20 protein-coding genes, 3 tRNA genes and 1 CRISPR repeat array are annotated in these 17081 nt (G+C 40.1%); of the genes, 9 read left to right on the top strand and 14 right to left on the bottom strand.

The annotated features are described in order from the left end of the window. Window positions 1–3 precede the first annotated feature (3 nt). Together cas1 and cas2 are read left to right on the top strand one after the other, a co-directional pair. Window positions 4–939: a type II CRISPR-associated endonuclease Cas1 gene (cas1, locus tag QYZ87_09030; GenBank protein MDN4754657.1), complete on the top strand. Its 936-nt coding sequence runs from the start codon at window positions 4–6 to the stop codon at window positions 937–939. Window positions 940–945: 6 nt separating this feature from the next. Beyond that, complete coding sequence (cas2, locus tag QYZ87_09025; protein MDN4754656.1) at window positions 946–1278, top strand: CRISPR-associated endonuclease Cas2; 333 nt, start codon at window positions 946–948, stop codon at window positions 1276–1278. Window positions 1279–1405: 127 nt separating this feature from the next. Continuing rightward, window positions 1406–1913: a CRISPR direct-repeat array (repeat unit 47 nt; unit sequence GTTGTTGCTAATATCAAAGATATTAAAAAATGAAAGCAATTCACAAC). A 93-nt stretch (window positions 1914–2006) separates the two neighbouring features. Here the strand turns inward: cas2 and QYZ87_09020 are convergent. Together QYZ87_09020 and QYZ87_09015 are read right to left on the bottom strand one after the other, a co-directional pair. Beyond that, complete coding sequence (locus QYZ87_09020) at window positions 2007–2153, bottom strand: hypothetical protein (protein ID MDN4754655.1); 147 nt, start codon at window positions 2151–2153, stop codon at window positions 2007–2009. Between the two features lie 20 nt (window positions 2154–2173). After that, entirely contained in the window at window positions 2174–2941 is a 768-nt protein-coding gene (locus QYZ87_09015; protein MDN4754654.1) for a hypothetical protein, read from the bottom strand. 124 nt (window positions 2942–3065) lie between these two features. Here QYZ87_09015 and QYZ87_09010 point away from each other — a divergent pair, with 124 nt between their 5' ends. Continuing rightward, window positions 3066–3275, top strand: a complete 210-nt coding sequence (locus QYZ87_09010; protein ID MDN4754653.1) for a hypothetical protein — start codon at window positions 3066–3068, stop codon at window positions 3273–3275. On the opposite strand, the gene QYZ87_09005 is transcribed toward QYZ87_09010, so the two are convergent. Then, complete coding sequence (locus QYZ87_09005) at window positions 3276–3503, bottom strand: hypothetical protein (GenBank protein ID MDN4754652.1); 228 nt, start codon at window positions 3501–3503, stop codon at window positions 3276–3278. It abuts the gene before it with no gap. 497 nt (window positions 3504–4000) lie between these two features. On the opposite strand from QYZ87_09005, the gene QYZ87_09000 reads away from it, so the two are divergent. Continuing rightward, window positions 4001–4387, top strand: a complete 387-nt coding sequence (locus QYZ87_09000) for a hypothetical protein (protein ID MDN4754651.1) — start codon at window positions 4001–4003, stop codon at window positions 4385–4387. A 142-nt stretch (window positions 4388–4529) separates the two neighbouring features. On the opposite strand, the gene ribH is transcribed toward QYZ87_09000, so the two are convergent. The 4 genes from ribH to QYZ87_08980 form a co-directional block, all read right to left on the bottom strand. After that, the gene (gene ribH / locus QYZ87_08995; GenBank protein ID MDN4754650.1) at window positions 4530–5030 is read right to left on the bottom strand and encodes a 6,7-dimethyl-8-ribityllumazine synthase; all 501 of its coding nucleotides are present in this window, start codon (window positions 5028–5030) and stop codon (window positions 4530–4532) included. A 215-nt stretch (window positions 5031–5245) separates the two neighbouring features. Next, a tRNA-Phe gene (locus QYZ87_08990) sits at window positions 5246–5318 on the bottom strand. Between the two features lie 109 nt (window positions 5319–5427). Next, on the bottom strand, window positions 5428–6450 hold the full coding sequence (locus QYZ87_08985; protein MDN4754649.1) for a M28 family peptidase: 1023 nt from the start codon (window positions 6448–6450) through the stop codon (window positions 5428–5430). A gap of 4 nt (window positions 6451–6454) precedes the next feature. Next, on the bottom strand, window positions 6455–7693 hold the full coding sequence (locus QYZ87_08980; GenBank protein MDN4754648.1) for a pitrilysin family protein: 1239 nt from the start codon (window positions 7691–7693) through the stop codon (window positions 6455–6457). A gap of 125 nt (window positions 7694–7818) precedes the next feature. Between QYZ87_08980 and QYZ87_08975 the strand changes: the two genes are divergently transcribed. Then, window positions 7819–8454 carry an SIS domain-containing protein gene (locus tag QYZ87_08975; protein ID MDN4754647.1) on the top strand — a complete coding sequence of 212 codons (636 nt, stop codon included), beginning with the start codon at window positions 7819–7821 and terminating at the stop codon, window positions 8452–8454. Here the strand turns inward: QYZ87_08975 and QYZ87_08970 are convergent. The 7 genes from QYZ87_08970 to QYZ87_08940 all read right to left on the bottom strand — a co-directional run bounded on the left by QYZ87_08970 (window position 8451) and on the right by QYZ87_08940 (window position 13658). Next, window positions 8451–8885: a DUF805 domain-containing protein gene (locus QYZ87_08970; GenBank protein ID MDN4754646.1), complete on the bottom strand. Its 435-nt coding sequence runs from the start codon at window positions 8883–8885 to the stop codon at window positions 8451–8453. The genes QYZ87_08975 and QYZ87_08970 overlap by 4 nt on opposite strands. Then, complete coding sequence (locus QYZ87_08965; GenBank protein ID MDN4754645.1) at window positions 8875–10368, bottom strand: family 10 glycosylhydrolase; 1494 nt, start codon at window positions 10366–10368, stop codon at window positions 8875–8877. The genes QYZ87_08970 and QYZ87_08965 overlap by 11 nt, the downstream gene beginning before the upstream one ends. Beyond that, window positions 10355–11212, bottom strand: a complete 858-nt coding sequence (gene panC, locus QYZ87_08960; GenBank protein MDN4754644.1) for a pantoate--beta-alanine ligase — start codon at window positions 11210–11212, stop codon at window positions 10355–10357. Before panC ends, QYZ87_08965 begins: the two co-directional genes overlap by 14 nt. A 137-nt stretch (window positions 11213–11349) precedes the next feature. Further along, on the bottom strand, window positions 11350–12978 hold the full coding sequence (groL, locus tag QYZ87_08955; GenBank protein ID MDN4754643.1) for a chaperonin GroEL: 1629 nt from the start codon (window positions 12976–12978) through the stop codon (window positions 11350–11352). A 30-nt stretch (window positions 12979–13008) separates the two neighbouring features. Continuing rightward, entirely contained in the window at window positions 13009–13284 is a 276-nt protein-coding gene (locus QYZ87_08950; protein MDN4754642.1) for a co-chaperone GroES, read from the bottom strand. Between the two features lie 192 nt (window positions 13285–13476). Continuing rightward, window positions 13477–13550, bottom strand: a tRNA-Asn gene (locus tag QYZ87_08945). Between the two features lie 34 nt (window positions 13551–13584). Continuing rightward, window positions 13585–13658: transfer RNA gene (locus QYZ87_08940), tRNA-Asn, on the bottom strand. Window positions 13659–14480: 822 nt separating this feature from the next. On the opposite strand from QYZ87_08940, the gene trxA reads away from it, so the two are divergent. The 4 genes from trxA (at window position 14481) to nfo (ending at window position 17081) form a co-directional block, all read left to right on the top strand. Further along, the gene (gene trxA, locus QYZ87_08935) at window positions 14481–14864 is read left to right on the top strand and encodes a thioredoxin (GenBank protein ID MDN4754641.1); all 384 of its coding nucleotides are present in this window, start codon (window positions 14481–14483) and stop codon (window positions 14862–14864) included. A gap of 221 nt (window positions 14865–15085) precedes the next feature. Next, complete coding sequence (locus QYZ87_08930; GenBank protein MDN4754640.1) at window positions 15086–15262, top strand: hypothetical protein; 177 nt, start codon at window positions 15086–15088, stop codon at window positions 15260–15262. Between the two features lie 72 nt (window positions 15263–15334). Next, on the top strand, window positions 15335–16243 hold the full coding sequence (locus QYZ87_08925; GenBank protein MDN4754639.1) for a type II CAAX endopeptidase family protein: 909 nt from the start codon (window positions 15335–15337) through the stop codon (window positions 16241–16243). Beyond that, on the top strand, window positions 16233–17081 hold the full coding sequence (nfo, locus tag QYZ87_08920) for a deoxyribonuclease IV (protein MDN4754638.1): 849 nt from the start codon (window positions 16233–16235) through the stop codon (window positions 17079–17081). The genes QYZ87_08925 and nfo overlap by 11 nt, the downstream gene beginning before the upstream one ends.

Here is a 17081-nt window from a genome sequence, read left to right as displayed (position 1 = left end):
AGTATGATTAAGAAAACCGTATACTTTGGCAATCCCGCTTATCTCTCACTAAAGAATAATCAATTAGTGATTAAAATTCCTGCGGTCGAAAAGAGTAAAGAGTTTACTGAATCATTTAAGGAAGAGAGTACCCGACGTATCCCCATTGAGGACATCGGGATACTCATCCTTGATCACAAACAGATAACATTGACACATGCCCTAATGGAGAAATTATTAGAGCATAATTGCGCCCTTATTACATGTGACAGCAAGCGAATGCCTACGGGATTACTACTACCTCTAACAGGAAATAGTATCCAGACCGAGAGATATCGCTATCAGATTGAAGCCTCTATTCCACTAAAGAAACAGCTATGGCAGCAAACCGTTGAAGCAAAGATTGGTAATCAAGCACATGTCTTATCACGTACTACAGGAATCACGACCAAAAAGATGGAGCGATGGCAAAGGACAGTTAAGAGTGGCGACTCTGATAATCATGAAGCACAAGCTGCAGTCTATTATTGGGCAAATCTCTTTCCTAAGATAGATAGCTTTGTAAGAAATAGAGACGGAATACCCCCAAATAATCTACTCAATTATGGATATGCTATTTTACGTGCCACCGTAGCAAGAGCTTTAGTAGCCAGTGGTCTGTTACCATCATTAGGCATTCACCATCGAAATAAATACAATGCTTACTGTCTTGCAGATGATATAATGGAGCCATACCGACCATTTGTAGATTTGGTAGTCATTGAGTTGATGCATAAGACATCAGATATCTCTACCATTACCCAAGATCATAAATGTCATTTGTTAAGCATTCCTACTCTAGATGTCATCATCCAAGAGAAAAGGAGCCCCTTAATGATAGCAGTCCAACAAACGACTGCATCATTAGCCCAATGTTACATGGGTGAACTACGTAGAATAAAATATCCAACATTTATTTGATTAGATATGTCACGATTTGAAGAATATAGAATTATGTGGGTCCTAGTTTTTTTTGATTTGCCAACAGAAACAAAGAAAGAAAAGAGAGCTTACGCAGACTTCCGAAAAAACCTCCTAGATGATGGATTCAGAATGTTTCAGTTTTCCATATATCTACGTCACTGTGCTAGTCGTGAAAATGCTCAGGTACATATCAATAGAGTAAAAAAATGTATCCCATCTAACGGACATGTCGGGATACTATGCATCACGGATAAGCAATTTGGGAGCATGGAACTCTTTATCGCAAAGAAACCCAAGCAAACACCTCTACCATTTAAGCAGTTAGAGCTCTTTTAGTAATATTAAATGGATACAGAAACAGAAAATCCCACTCTAAGGTGGGATTTTCTGTTTTGAACAACATGAATTTCTAATCCTAAAAAACCTCATATCTAGCTGATTTATAGCAAAATACTAAAATCGAGTTGTTGCTAATATCAAAGATATTAAAAAATGAAAGCAATTCACAACACCTCGCATCGGATGTACCGCTTAGAAAGGGTTGTTGCTAATATCAAAGATATTAAAAAATGAAAGCAATTCACAACTCGCCACTCTTTGAGTTTTCTATGTATTTTGTTGTTGCTAATATCAAAGATATTAAAAAATGAAAGCAATTCACAACACATACTTCGAGTAGAGCAGGTCAAACCTAGTTGTTGCTAATATCAAAGATATTAAAAAATGAAAGCAATTCACAACTACGCCTTTAAGTCTTGTTTGCAATACCTTGTTGTTGCTAATATCAAAGATATTAAAAAATGAAAGCAATTCACAACATCCCCGTCCTCGCTTCTTACACAAGTGGCGTTGTTGCTAATATCAAAGATATTAAAAAATGAAAGCAATTCACAACTGTGCCGTCAGAGGGCAAGTACGTAGACAGTTGTTGCTAATATCAAAGATATTAAAAAATGAAAGCAATTCACAACCTGGAAATTATAAGATTACAAAACGATGCTTACAGCCTTACGTTTAACACAAATATACGAATAAATTACTAACATACAAATGGTTAGTGAAATTCATCCACCTTTCCATCCAAATCTTTTTGCTTTATTCTCGTATCTTTCTCTAGCAGCATTCTCTTTTCTAACCCTGTGACTCCTATACGCCGCATCTACTCTCTTATTTTTAGACATCTTCCCGTACTTTTCACTCCCAGAAGCCATCTTATTACCTCCTTTCTATTTTATTCAAATCTAACGACCCTCTTATCGTATCTCCTAGACGAAATCTTCTCATTACCGCCTATCGTGTTCCAAAGCTTTTGCCCCCTTATAGGCTTCTTTATCGTTCCGTACTCCTCTATGATTTTATCAGCGAAATCATTGTAAAACGCAACCAAAGTTGGATTTTCCTCAATGCATACCGTTTCCACATTCGCGGAACTTCTTAAGTTCGCACTCCCCTGCATAACTATCCTCCTCCCATCCTTGCATTCCATCGTAACCGTCTTCGTATGCGTTCCAGCTACGGCAAACTGAAATCTATTGTCGTGGTCTAAATTCTCGTAGATATATGGGACTATACCTCTGCGTTCGTGTGCATACTGATACGCTGAAATAACCAAATCTATCTTATCTACCAACTCCCACTCCATAAGTCGCCTTAAGCTATCCACATTCTCGTATCCCATCGACAGAGTAGTTATCACCATCCTCTCCACTTTTATGTCGTGAATATCAATCATCGCTTCGATAAGGTCGCCAAAGACAAATGTACCCCCCACAATAACATTATACCTTTCGCCCTTTTGCGGGTTTAATTCCTCAGCAAGCTCCTCTGCATGCTGATACCTCACGTTCTCCTCCCTAACCACATATGCCTTTGGCCTCACGTATCTCGGTTCAATCGCCATGTCGGTAAATCCACCGAACATCTCCGTATCTATTTCAAACCCAGCATCCGCACCTCCAAAGTCAAAGGCGGTATCGATGTTAAAATCCATATTCTCCATACTGCATCACTCTTTAATCTTAATTACTATACAATATACTCATTTTCTGTGAGTTATGCAAGTTTTAGTGTGTTATTTTAATTTGTAGTATATTTGCCTATATTGCGTTTTAGATGTAGGAATTATGAGTGAAGATAAAAAATATACAATAGAGGAGATAAACATATTTATTGGCAAACTTAGAGAATGCTTAGAGAAAATGGGTGAAACAAAAGACTTCATCGATTATGCTTGTTGCTCAGAGTTTGAAATGTCAGAGACTAGCAAAATATCATACTGGTCAAACGTCATGTGGCAATCTCCACAAGATTATGCTTATATGCTAACTATGTAACTATAGCATTCTATCTCTGTACTGCAAAAGCTCATCATAATCATCAAAAACTCTTAACTCTTCTATTTTAATTGGGGGTAACTTTCCCCATTTCTTCAAGCTTTCCTTTACAGACTTCGGAAATATCATTGCTACGACTGGGTATTCCTTTTTTCTTGGGTCTGTGTCGGCTAGTGCTTTCCAATCATCTGGTGCATAGTCACGGCTGAAAGTTGTTGCTAATATCAAAGATATTAAAAAATGAAAGCAATTCACAACGGAACGTAGCATAGACCTTTCATGCTTATGGTAGGTGATCCCATCTATCCACTAGATAACACACAATAGAGAGGCCTACAAAAAAAATAATATAATAATGAACCGTAAAACATCTAACGGCATCTTCTCACGTAAATTGACACACTACGCTTGATGCCCCCAAAAATCCTTTTAGACCTTGTAATCATTTATGAAAGGCTCTTACTATAGCTCTTTATTGAACTCATCTAAATCATAATAAGGGAAATATTGGTCCAAGGTGATATATAAATAGAGTTGGGTAAACTGAAGAAAAGTTAGAAGCAGCTCAAGACAATACAGAGTTACACAAAAGATCTTAATTAGAACACGTTTTCAAGCTAAAGCCTTGTTACATCTCCGATTTTTTGCCTACATTTTCATCGTAATTAATTATCCGTAATTAATTAAATGTAGCATTAGATTATTATTTATTGAACAATTAAATTATGAAACAATTAAAAATTTTATTAGCAGCAACAGTCCTTTTATTGACTTTCGGACTTTCTTCATGTAATCAGAACAACCCTTCTGAGGCTGATCTATTTACAGGTAAGTACATCGGTAATGTGACATACATCAAGACAGGCGAAGGTGGTAAGACTATCACTGATGACGACGTCACCATTACAGTGATCAAAGTAGGTAACAATTATGACTTCCATTTTTCTCATGATATCCCATCAATTACTGGGGTTGAGATGAAAAAGAATGACGATTCCCTTGTAACCATTGGCACTGATGGTCTGAAAATCATTAAAATAACTGGTGAAAAGCTGAACATCAGCTACACAACAGACGAAGGCAGTTGGACCGTAATAGCAAAACGCAAATAAGGATTTAAACAACAATTAGGCGTATAAGTCAAAGTGGTTTGTAAAAAGAATTTGAAGCCGATTTGATAATTAAGTATAGGTCTAAAATTAAAGGGCTGGTTTCCATAGAAGGAAATCAGCCCTTTATCATATAATGCTATGATTACTTATAATCAACCATCTTTAGAGCTGTGATAGCACACTCCACTCCTTTATTACCAAGTCTCCCTCCAGATCGATCAAGAGCTTGCTGCATATCATCAGTTGTCAATACACCATTAATGACTGGTATGAGATTATCTAGTCCTGGAAATTGCTGATACATATTAAGGTGACCGATATTAATCATAACACTCTGAGAGATATAGTCAAAATGTGGAGTCTCTCCACGGACTACACTTCCAAGTACTATGATAGCATCACATTTGTTTGTTGATTTCGCTCTAGTCTTAGCAGCAGCATATATAAGCTCAAAACTACCAGGCACGTACGAAACAAATATATCTTTTTCGCGAACATCATGCTTGATAAGAGTTTCGATAGCACCCTTAAGTAGTCCATTAGTAACCTCGCTATTCCACTCGGATACTATTATAGAAAAGCGTTTTTTCTTGCCTGATGGCACAGCACTAGGATCGTATTTACTTAAATCTGTAGTTGACATTATTCTTCTAGTAATTCATAAAAAATTAATATTCATCTCAAAGATACACATTTCTACGAATAGCCGAAATCATAGGGCATGATATATGCAACCCATATCTCTATGACACAGATGCACGGTTAGTTATAAGTCTCTAAAAACAAGGATTTTCCCCAAAAAGTGAAGGGTCGCGACTTCAAAATAATGAAGATCAACGACCCTTCGGGGGGAGGGAGTGGTACCACCTGGATTTGAACCAGGGACACACGGATTTTCAGTCCGTTGCTCTACCAACTGAGCTATGGCACCATCATGTTTAGCTACTTGGGGAGTTGCTTTCCCCTTTTGCTCTGCAAAGATACTATAAAAATCTAAGTTGACAAACTTTTAAGCACTTTTCTCTAATAATTTCTCAAATTTATAGCGAAGATTGGTCTAAATCCAGTAAAACTTGCCATACGGTCTCCCCTACAGCCTGTAAAGTTTCTACACTTATCCTCTCTATATTATCATTATGAGTATGCCAGTGCTCTCCAAACCCATTCACGGTATTTGGATCGTAATTGATTATATCCACGCAGGGAATCCTCAGGTTCTTAATCACAAAAAAGTGGTCATCAGTGATGGCCCCACCCATCTTATTGACAAAAAATTTCTGAAGTCCTCTCTCCTCGGCTACCTGCCATATCTTAGTCACATAAGTACCAGCAGACTCTTGGGAAAAATATTCGCGATAAAAGGTAGCATCTTCTGCACCCACCATGTCAAGTAAAATCCCAAACTCTGGAGCGTAACCCTCCTTATGTAGGTTACGTGTCCAATATTGTGTTCCTAGAGCCCAGGTCTCTTCACTATTCCCTTTATAATCTACACCTACAGGCACACCATAATCCTCAGCATCGAAGAAAATCAGATCTACTCCAATGTTATTTAAGCCCACTATATTTAGCAATCTTGCTAGCTCCAGCATCACGCCAGGACCACTGGCACCGTCATCAGCACCATCTATAGGTTTCTTAGTCATACTCGGGTTATCATCATGATCTGCCACAGGTCTAGTATCCCAGTGAGCAAAAATCATTATTCTTCGCTCCAACTCAGGACGATAACTACCAATAATATTAACGGCGTTTAATAAAGTGCCATCATAAGCTGTTAGGACCATCTCCTGCTCATGAACCTCGAGTGATTGCTTCTTCAATTCATCTATCAAGTACGCTGAGCAAGCTTTATGAGCGTCGCTATTGGGTACCCTAGGACCAAAATTCACTTGTTTCTCTATATGCTTATAAGCATTATCAGCAATGAACGGAGATGGCTCTACCACCTCCTTAGTCGATTCTTTCTCTTTTTCACTCCCTTTTTTATCGTCGTGACATGAAGTCAATACCAGAGCGGTAGTGACGACACACACGACAAACCATAATACACTTTTATTCATATCATTATTCTTCTTTTCCCTCATAGATAAGGGTGGATATATTTCTTTCATGAAAAATCATGTTGGCGACCTCATGCAGGCTCTCTAATGTAACTCCATCCAATCGCTTGTACATCATTTCGAGATCATCATATTTACCTTTGAGCAATAACTGCCGTCCAAAGTTAAGGAATGTCGATTCACTATTCTCCGTCGCCATTGCAGCCTGACCTTTCAGCTGCTTAACCCAAGCCCTTAGGGCTGTTGGGGTGATACTATTTTTCTTGATGGACTCTAACTCCTTGAGCGTGGTCTCAAGTGCCGGTATAGCGTGAATAGGGTCACTTCCAAAGTATAACTGCCACCAACCTACATCAGGTAGGACGGACAAACCAGATTCAACACCATAAACCCAACCTTTCTGCTCTCTAAGCAGCACACTGAGCCGACAATTCATACTTGACCCTGCTAAGATATTGAGCAATACGGAGGCCTCGGTACGCTGATGATCAATGAGACGTGGAGCTTCCCCACCGATTAATGTATGTGCCTGGAATGTCTGTGTCTCTATCTTTTTATCAAAGTGAGTCACTTCTATCTTTTCTGTACCCCTATTGGTAATGGTCTTAGCCTCGAAGGGGTCTGACAAGTACTTTTCAACTAAGTACGAAAATCTCTTCTCTGTGATTTGTCCCATACAGAAGAATATCATCTTCTCAGGTACAAAAGCCTGTGCTGCGTAGCTTCTACACGTTTCGCTACTCATTCGCATCAAGCTCTCATAGGCCCCTAATATAGGGTGACCCAAACTATTATCTGAGAATAGATACTCCTCAAAGTCATCATAAATCTGCTCCGAGGGAGAGTCCTTATATAGATTAATCTCATCTGCGACGACGACCCTCTCCTTCTCAAGCTCTTTTTGGGGATAGATTGAGTTTCGGATGATGTCATTAAGTAGCTCAATACTCCGAACTAAATCTCGTTTTGGAGCGGAGGTATATACAAAAGTATTATCCTTAGTCGTATAAGCATTTAATTCCCCCCCGACTAACTCCATTCGATTAATGATATGCCAAGCTTTACGATGCTTGGTCCCCTTGAAAAGCATATGTTCGACAAAATGAGCCAAGCCAGGATAAGCTTCTGGATCATCACGGCTACCACTTCGAATAGCAAAGCCACAGTATGCAACCTTGCTATGGGTAGGCAAAAGTGCTACTCGTAAACCATTCGGTAGGGTATATGTTATGTATGTTGTCAATCTTTATTTAACTTTGCGTATTAAAAAATAATGATGCCTCTAGACTCCTAATATAGCATGGCATACTAGTCGCAAATTTACCAATTAACTTGGTGCAAGGTATCATTTTAAGAGAGTTTGTAATTATGGAAAAAGGTCAGATATCAGATTATACAAATATAGAGAAACTGGGAGCCCTTCTTAAGGAAGAGGCTAGGGTCATCAGCAATATCCCTATTGACGAGGGTTACCATGATGCCGTGGAACTGATCCTAAAGCACGTGCACCAGTTAGGTGGCAAACTAATCACAAGCGGGATGGGCAAAGCCGGACAGGTTGCGGGTAATATAGCCACCACATTCTGCTCAACTGGTACTCCTGCTACGTTCTTACACCCAAGTGAAGCTCAGCATGGAGATCTCGGTATCATTACTAAGAATGACCTACTCTTAATCATCTCTAATTCAGGAAAGACTCGTGAAATCTTAGAATTGGTAGATTTAGCACGCAGATTCATCCCAAACATCCCGTATATCTGTATTACTGGAAATAAAGAGAATATCCTAGCAGAGCAGGCGAATGTCATATTATATACTGGTGGTCAACCTGAGATATGTCCTCTGGGACTGACACCTACCACTAGCACTACCGCGATGACCGTCATTGGAGACTTGTTAGTCGTCAGTACGATGAGTGCTATCGGATTCACTGAGGATGAATACTCCAAACGTCATCATGGCGGATATCTTGGAGCTATATCCAGAAGAAAAAACGCTCTCTAGTATTCTTTATCTTCTCTCCGACGCTGCATCAGCAAAACCACACAATAGGTAATGATACCGACACAAGCGTAATAAACTATCTGGCTCCACTCAAATGGATGGTTACTGATAATGATTGTGAAGTAAAAGGCTGCTGGTATAACAAATGCCAATAGTCCCGACTTACCAATGTCTTGGAATCTACGAAAAGTAGCGGCTAGACTCAAAACTGTAAATCCCCAAAAGAACCCCTCCACCACACTGGTGGCATGCTCATTGGAGATCTCCACCAATCTAAAAGTAAGAATAAAGAGTACCACCGTCAGCATAAATAGCATAGAGATATAGCTAAAGTACTCCTTCACGCCTGAAGTTCCCTCAAAATTTAAGATCCCTTTAAATCCCCTCTTCACCCCATCCCAATAGGTTATTTTTGTCTCCTTACTTTTCATTTTCCGTATTATAGTATAACGCACCCACAGGTTCGAGAGCTTCTAAGGATAAGGTACTCATATAACTCCCTACTTTAATGTATATAGTAGTCTCCTTTTCTATCTCATTCCAAGGGATGACCACCTCACTATCCCTCGTGATGGTATAAAGATCAGTATCAAGGTTGGGTTCATCACACTCCTTAGTCAGATAGATCGTGTAATATTCACCGCCACCCTTCCAAGAAACCTTCAGTCCATCCACTTGCTTTTCGAGCATTAAGTCTCTAACCGCATTATCCGAAAAACCCTCACTACTCTTGTATATGTATGGCAATCTTTTTTCATACCCCCATCTTTGAGAGATCCCTCGATAGAGTCCATGCTTCTGATCTAATAACTGCTCTGTTCTAAATAATATCGCACCAGCTATCTTTCGATTCGATCCAATCTGATCCACCTGATCCAAGACTATCTTAGGAGCCCAGTTACCTTCATTATTTAGCACTCTGTAGGCCCCTAGCCCCATGACTATAGGAGTGCCATTCATAACATTTAGCCAGTCTCTCACATAGGGAGCAAAGCGATCATCTTTGTAGTACAGCATCGGCACAATAAAGTCCACCAAACCCTTCTTACCCCAAGCAGCTGGATCTTGATAGACATCAGAATATGCCGTCCATCCTATCCTTCTTTTGGCAGTAGGTAACTCCCTATAGGCTCCTAATACTGCCGTACTTAAGAGCACACTTTTCTTATGATGATTTATCTCGTCCTTAACCTCAGCTACAATTTTTTCAATATTACCTCTTCGCCAATCTTCTAAGGGCACACCTCTACCCATTGATCTATGCATATTAGCATCAGGAAACCGCTGAGCGTTATCAGGATAACGAATATAATCTAGATGAATACCGGCTACATCATAATGATCTAAAAGCTCTTTCACCAACCTACGCATGTGAAATGCAGTCTCCACACGGGCAGGATCCATATACCACTCACCTTGGTAATGCAGGCAGGACTGTCTATACTTATTAACATAAGCATTAGCAGGCAATCGTCTGGCATATCTATCATTACCCAATGGGATAACAACATACCAAACATGTAGAGCTATACCTCTCTTATTACACTCATCGATAGCAAAGGCCAATGGATCATACCCTAGGCTCCCCTGACTCCTAGTAGATAGGAAATCGGGACTCATCGATTCCAATTCGGATGGATAAATCAAGGTACCCCTACCCCTAACCTGTAGAAAGACGGTATTAATACCAGCTCTCTCCAAACGATCTAATATCGTCACTAACTCCCTTTGCTGTTGTTCTTCATCTCTAGTATTAGCAGCGGGCTTTTTGGGCCAGTCCAATCCATATATTGTGGTCAGCCATACCGCACGCATCTCTTGCTTTCGCTTCGGCAATTCGTGAGCAGATAAGGCAAGGCAGCCACAAAAGAGATACAAAAACAATAAGCCTACCCTCAGACTATTCTTCACCATTAAAAGCAATATGATCAATTAGACGAACATCATCTCCGCAGAAAACTGTGATACAGCCCACCGCATTAGGTTGCCATTCAGAGATCTCCTCCAAGGTATCCCCATCAACGATACTAAAATACTCGACCGTCAGTAATGGATTACCATTAATCTGCTGTACCACTTGTGTATGTACAGAGTCTATACTCATACCCTTTTCTTTGGCCTCAACGCCATCCTGCAATGCTTTATATATCTCTGGTGCCGCAGCCCGCTCCTCAGCACTCAGCTTATTATTGCGGGAGCTCATCGCTAGTCCATCCTCCTCTCTAATCACTGGACAAGAGACAATTTCCAACCCCTTCATATCTGTTGATAGCTCTATCATCCTCTTGATGACCGCAATTTGCTGGAAGTCCTTCAATCCAAAGAAAGCCTTATCGGGCTTTACCAATCGAAATAGTTTACTTACGACCCACACAACTCCCTGAAAATGACCGGGACGATGTGCACCCTCCATTACCTCAGCGACCCTCCCAATCTGATAGTCTGGTGCTTTTTCACCAACATCATACATATCCTCAGGAGTTGGCATAAATACAAGATCCACACCTGCACCTTTCAGAAGCTCTATGTCATCTTCGCTATTATGGGGATAAGTTTTCAGGTCATTGGGATCATTAAACTGAGTTGGATTGAGAAATACGCTCACTACTGTGAGATCGCACGATTGCTTTGAGCGATTGACCAAACTCAGATGGCCTGCATGTAGCCCTCCCATAGTAGGAACAAAACCAACACTCTTTCCCTCTCTTATTTCGCCTAGTTTCTGTACTAGTTCTTCTCTTGTCTTAGCTATTTTCATTTTTGTAGTCTATTATGTAATACTAAAGATGTACAAAGATACCACTTCCATTTGTAGTATTAAAAAAAAAGATTGAGGTGTGCTTGGATCGTATTAGCACTCCTCAATCTTTTTGAATTATATTTAGTGGTCAGAGATTACATCATACCACCCATACCACCTGGTTGTGGCATCATAGGAGGATTCTCCTCTGGAATGTCAGTAATCACGCATTCTGTAGTCAAGAACATTCCTGCAATTGATGCGGCATTCTCTAGAGCTACTCTTGCCACCTTAGCTGGATCGATGACACCAGACTCAGTCAAGTGCTCATACTTATCTGTACGTGCGTTGTAACCATAGTCGCCCTCGTTCTCACGAAGTTTCTGGATGACGACTGCACCTTCCTTACCAGCATTAGCAAGGATCTGACGAAGAGGCTCCTCAATTGCTCTGCGGATGATTTGGATACCAGTAGTCTCATCATCAGTATCTCCTACTAGCTCATCCAAAGCCTTAGATGCACGGATATAAGCTACACCACCACCTGGTACTGTACCTTCTTCAATAGCAGCACGAGTAGCACTAAGTGCATCCTCTACTCTATCTTTCTTCTCCTTCATCTCAACTTCACTTGGTGCACCTACATAAAGGACAGCCACACCACCTGACAACTTAGCAAGACGCTCTTGAAGCTTTTCCTTATCATAATCAGAAGTTGAAGCCTCGATCTGACTCTTAATAACCTGAACACGTCCAGCAATAGCCTCAGCATCACCAGCACCGTTCACGATAGTAGTACTATCTTTATTGATAGTTACCTTCTCAGCCGAGCCAAGCATCTCCATAGTAGCACTCTCTAGTGAAAGACCAGTTTCCTCAGAGATGACAGTACCACCAGTTAGGATAGCAATATCCTCTAGCATAGCCTTACGACGGTCACCAAAGCCAGGAGCCTTAACAGCTGCGATCTTAAGTGCACCACGAAGACGGTTAACCACTAGAGTAGTAAGAGCTTCACTCTCGATATCCTCAGCAATGATTAACAAACCTCTACCAGACTGAGCTACAGGCTCAAGGATTGGTAGGATCTCCTTAAGAGTGCTGATCTTCTTATCATAAATCAAAATGTATGGATTCTCGAAGTCCACAAGCATCTTCTCTGTATCAGTCACAAAGTAAGGAGAGATGTAACCCTTATCGAATTGCATACCTTCGACTACCTCTACTGTAGTCTCCATACCCTTCGCTTCTTCCACGGTGATGACGCCTTCTTTCTTGACTTTCTCCATAGCTTCAGCGATAAGCTTACCGATGGTCTCATCACCATTAGCAGAGATCTTAGCGACGTGCTCGATACGAGAAATATCATCACCCACTTCTACGCTCTGCTTTTTGATAGAGTCAACGATAACAGCTACCGCCTTGTCAATACCACGCTTAAGCTCCATAGGGCTAGCACCAGCAGCTAAGTTCTTTAGACCAACATTGATAATGCTCTGAGCCAATACTGTAGCAGTAGTAGTCCCATCTCCAGCATCATCATTAGTCTTAGTAGCAACCTCCTTAACTAACTGAGCACCCATATTCTCAAATGGATCCTCCAGCTCAATTTCACGTGCTACTGATACTCCATCCTTAGTGATCTGAGGAGCACCAAACTTCTTATCAAGGATTACATTTCTACCCTTTGGGCCTAGTGTCACCTTAACGGCATTCGCCAATTGGTCCACACCACTTTTCAGAAGCTCTCTTGCTTCACTCTCAAATTTAATTTGCTTTGCCATATATCTTATAATATCTTTTTATAGTTCGGATTACTTTTCGATGACCGCCAAGACATCACTCTGACGCATCATAATGTACTTCACTCCATCGAATTCGAGTTCTGTCCCAGCATACTTACCGTACAATACAGTATTGCCTTCCTTTAGAAGCATCTTCTCATCTTTAGTGCCTTCTCCAACAGCCTTTACTGTACCTTGAAGTGGTTTCTCTTTAGCTGTATCTGGGATAATGATCCCGCTAGCTGTCTTCTCTTCTGCTGCAACAGGTAATATCAATACTCTGTCTGCTAATGGTTTGATTGTCATTTCTAATCAATTTTAATATGTTATAAATTAAATGTCATAACTCTTTATGAAGAGATATGAAATAAGCGTGCCAAAGACTCAGCTCCCTCTTACTGCTGACAAAACTGCCATCCTATGACAACTTTTACCCCAACTGTGACAAAAAATCAATAGTAAAAAAAAGGAGACACCCACTTGGATGTCTCCCGCTCGCTCTTCCTCTTGGACTTGAACCAAGGACCCTCTGATTAACAGTCAGATGCTCTAACCAACTGAGCTAAGGAAGAATTTGTGTGTATTAACTTTCTAAAGTATCTTCAGCTCTTCCTCTTGGACTTGAACCAAGGACCCTCTGATTAACAGTCAGATGCTCTAACCAACTGAGCTAAGGAAGAATTATTTACTGCAATGACAGTCTTTTTTGACTACTGCTCCGCAAAGATACAACCATTTTACGAAGTATGCAAATATTCAAAAGAAAAAATTCACTCCTTTTTCACTCCTAATCCATACGATCTTAACCACAAATAAGGAAATAGTTCTGAAGATAATTACTTGAAATCGTTCGGATGTCGGTCTAGAACTATAATTTCAGCAAATGTATAGCAATATGACAATCCCCCACTCGATACAACTAAGAGCCATAAATTGTCTGAAATTAATGAGACAGCATAGTTATACGGACTACAAAATGAAAGGGAGAGATTAAAAAATCGGCTCAGTTATTAGCTGATTTCTTCCTATATAAAGGATTTCTTCTTCTCATAGAGAAAATTTCTTTTTCCTATATGAAACAATTCTTTCTCCTATGTCTAGCAAAAATGGCCTCCATATGTCCCACAAATAGCATAAACCAAAACATTTTGTTAGGAATCACTAAGAGGGGTCAAATCCTCTATACATCTACATAATCAAAACACCTCCTTAGTAAATATCATGATGATACACTCTATAGAATTACAATACGTTACAACAGATGATACAATCACTCAAAAACTATTTTACACTTAAGTGTGACGAACAATAATAGGACTCATATAGTTGTATAAATATCATACGAATGTGATTACGAACAGTTCGTGAAGTGATAGTGTTAGGTCTGTGGCAAAGCTTAGAGGATAGCCCGATATGGATACCCATGTGATACTTACCTACGGTGGACTAAACGCGTATAAATAATAAATTTAGAAATCATTACACGGACGTAGTGACAATGAATAATAAAAGAAGAAGTTATGTCTAAGACGATTGAACTAACGAAAGCGGACTTTTTAGAAAAAGTCATGAACTATGAGAAAAACCCGGAAAACTGGGAATATCTGGGCGATAAGCCTGCCATCATAGACTTTTATGCTGGGTGGTGTGGTCCATGTAAAGCATTATCTCCTGTCCTGGATGAGCTATCTGAAGAGTATGCTGATCAGATACACATATATAAAGTCAATACTGAAGTAGAGCTAGAGCTGGCAAGTATCTTTGGCATTCGTAGTATCCCTACACTCCTTTTTGTTCCGATGGAAGGAGCTCCTCAGATGGCACAGGGAGCCCTACCCAAAGATGCGTTGGTACAAGCTATTAACGAGGTATTACTAAAGAAATGAGAATCATAAACGGCGATGAATACTAATCATAAGTTTATAGTAGGGTATGTAATAGCTTCGATACTGCTATTCTTGATTATTATGATCCCTACATTCTTTGGGTTCTATGATTTGAGGACTGCTGTATTCATTACCATAGGAGCAGTACTCGCTGACCTTGTGAGTCTATGGATAAGAAGAAGACTCACCAAAAGGAGGCAAAAGAGTAATTCATATTAGAGATGATAAGTAAGTATTCTCCTGATGAAGCTTCTGAAACAGGTAGTGATATCATCGTAAGTGTCGGGTATGGTTCGCGAAGAACTATTCCCGACACTTATGATATCGTAAATGGCTCTCCTTATAGCGGCTCTATACTCTCTCACTATATTGTTTCTAGATATGAAAGAACTCTCTGAGATTGTGTGGGCTTATCGTAATATAGTATCTTTGCTTTTAGACTTTATCACATATAAAACTTATTATAACTAATGCCGCAATATAAGTCTTACAATCAAGCTGCAAAGCCTAGCATAGGATATTTATTTGCAATCCTTGGATTCGCAATGATTCTGGGCATCATATCCTCTGTACTTATCACGCCTTTGCTCAACTTGGCGATAGCTGATGAAGCATACCTAATATTCGTCACCCAAATCATCAATGCTATCTTAACGATGCTAATACCAGCATGGCTGACCGAAAAGTATTTTAGGTCTAAGCACTTTACATATCTATATGAAGCAAAGATAACCGATCTTAATCGCCAGTCTATATTCTATGCCATAGTCTTAATATTGGCAGTCATCCCATTGGTCTCTACATCTTCATATCTTATGGAACAACTTCCTATCCCCAAGTTTCTAGAAGAGGCCATAAATAGGATTGACGCTATGCTGGACGAGACTTATGATCTTTTCTTACTCGAAAAACGACCTCTTGGCATCATCCTTAGCTTGATCTCTATAGCGGTCATAGCTCCTATTGCTGAAGAATACCTATTTCGTGGTGCCATCCAAGGGTGGATACTATCACACGCTAAGAATGTTCACATCGCGGTATGGATAACAGCATTTATATTTAGTATGATACATATGCAGTGGAGTGGTTTTTTAGCTCGCTTCTTTTTAGGTGCGATACTTGGATACACTGCTATATATGGGGGTATATGGATGGCTATATTTCTTCACTTCCTGAATAATCTATTCACGTTTATTCTTACGCAGATGTATGGTGCAGAAGATATTTATCTAAGTCCAGTCACGACTGAGGACTATATAATAATCGTATCGTCCACATTATGTTCCATTGTAATCATCTACTATATTTTCAGCCGGATGAAAAAAAAGAACGAGAGAGAATTAAAATTAGATACAAATAGAAATGAATATGAGAACTAAATATATAGGAGCACATGTCTCCGCAGCTGGAGGTGTAGAAAATGCACCCATTAATGCTCACGATATAGGGGCAAATGCTTTTGCCCTTTTTACTAGGAACCAGAGGCAATGGAATCCTAAGCCGCTGACGGATGAGCAGATTGAGAGCTTTCATAAGAATATGGAAAAATATGGATTTGATCCTAAGTATGTACTCCCACACAATAGCTATCTGACCAACTTGGGATCTCCTGACGAGGACGGCTTAAAAAAGAGTAGAAATGCTTTCCTTGATGAGATGCAGCGTTGCGAAGTACTAGGGCTAAAGATGCTTAACTTCCACCCTGGAAGCCATCTAAAAAAGATTTCTGAATCAGATTGCTTATCACGTATTGCCGAGAGTATCAATATGACCTTACAAGAGACTAAAGGGGTTGTCGCGGTACTTGAGAATACTGCAGGACAGGGCACCAATATGGGACATCGCTTTGAGCACCTAGCTGAGATTATTGATCAAGTGGAGGATAAGAGTAGGATCGGGGTCTGTATTGACACGGCTCATACACTGGCAGCGGGCTATGAAATCCGTACCGAAGAGGGCTATTACGGAACCATGAGAGAGTTTGACAACATCGTGGGGCTGAATTATTTGAAAGGGATTCACCTGAATGACTCTAAAAAGGAATTGGCTACAAGGGTGGATCGTCATGACTCTATTGGTAAGGGTGTGATGGGAATGTCGCTTTTCGAACTTCTCATAAATGACCCTCGGACAGATGAGATCCCAATCATCTTAGAAACGCCTGATCCTGACCTGTGGAAGGAGGAGATAGAGCTACTTCGTACATTTGCTGAATAA

The organism is Porphyromonadaceae bacterium W3.11 (assembly GCA_030434245.1).
Lineage (GTDB): Bacteria > Bacteroidota > Bacteroidia > Bacteroidales > Porphyromonadaceae > Porphyromonas_A.
The sequence above is the reverse complement of the archived record's forward strand: the minus strand, read 5'-3'. Positions and strand labels throughout refer to the sequence as shown.

What these genes read in the sequence shown, in the direction of transcription:
- cas1 (MDN4754657.1), top strand. Translation starts at nt 4, where the DNA reads ATGATTAAGAAAACCGTATACTTTGGCAATCCCGCTTATCTCTCACTA.
- cas2 (MDN4754656.1), top strand. Translation starts at nt 946, where the DNA reads ATGTCACGATTTGAAGAATATAGAATTATGTGGGTCCTAGTTTTTTTT.
- QYZ87_09020 (MDN4754655.1), bottom strand. Translation starts at nt 2,153, where the DNA reads ATGGCTTCTGGGAGTGAAAAGTACGGGAAGATGTCTAAAAATAAGAGA.
- QYZ87_09015 (MDN4754654.1), bottom strand. Translation starts at nt 2,941, where the DNA reads ATGGAGAATATGGATTTTAACATCGATACCGCCTTTGACTTTGGAGGT.
- QYZ87_09010 (MDN4754653.1), top strand. Translation starts at nt 3,066, where the DNA reads ATGAGTGAAGATAAAAAATATACAATAGAGGAGATAAACATATTTATT.
- QYZ87_09000 (MDN4754651.1), top strand. Translation starts at nt 4,001, where the DNA reads ATGAAACAATTAAAAATTTTATTAGCAGCAACAGTCCTTTTATTGACT.
- ribH (MDN4754650.1), bottom strand. Translation starts at nt 5,030, where the DNA reads ATGTCAACTACAGATTTAAGTAAATACGATCCTAGTGCTGTGCCATCA.
- QYZ87_08985 (MDN4754649.1), bottom strand. Translation starts at nt 6,450, where the DNA reads ATGAATAAAAGTGTATTATGGTTTGTCGTGTGTGTCGTCACTACCGCT.
- QYZ87_08975 (MDN4754647.1), top strand. Translation starts at nt 7,819, where the DNA reads ATGGAAAAAGGTCAGATATCAGATTATACAAATATAGAGAAACTGGGA.
- QYZ87_08970 (MDN4754646.1), bottom strand. Translation starts at nt 8,885, where the DNA reads ATGAAAAGTAAGGAGACAAAAATAACCTATTGGGATGGGGTGAAGAGG.
- QYZ87_08965 (MDN4754645.1), bottom strand. Translation starts at nt 10,368, where the DNA reads ATGGTGAAGAATAGTCTGAGGGTAGGCTTATTGTTTTTGTATCTCTTT.
- panC (MDN4754644.1), bottom strand. Translation starts at nt 11,212, where the DNA reads ATGAAAATAGCTAAGACAAGAGAAGAACTAGTACAGAAACTAGGCGAA.
- groL (MDN4754643.1), bottom strand. Translation starts at nt 12,978, where the DNA reads ATGGCAAAGCAAATTAAATTTGAGAGTGAAGCAAGAGAGCTTCTGAAA.
- QYZ87_08950 (MDN4754642.1), bottom strand. Translation starts at nt 13,284, where the DNA reads ATGACAATCAAACCATTAGCAGACAGAGTATTGATATTACCTGTTGCA.
- QYZ87_08930 (MDN4754640.1), top strand. Translation starts at nt 15,086, where the DNA reads ATGATAAGTAAGTATTCTCCTGATGAAGCTTCTGAAACAGGTAGTGAT.
- QYZ87_08925 (MDN4754639.1), top strand. Translation starts at nt 15,335, where the DNA reads ATGCCGCAATATAAGTCTTACAATCAAGCTGCAAAGCCTAGCATAGGA.
- nfo (MDN4754638.1), top strand. Translation starts at nt 16,233, where the DNA reads ATGAGAACTAAATATATAGGAGCACATGTCTCCGCAGCTGGAGGTGTA.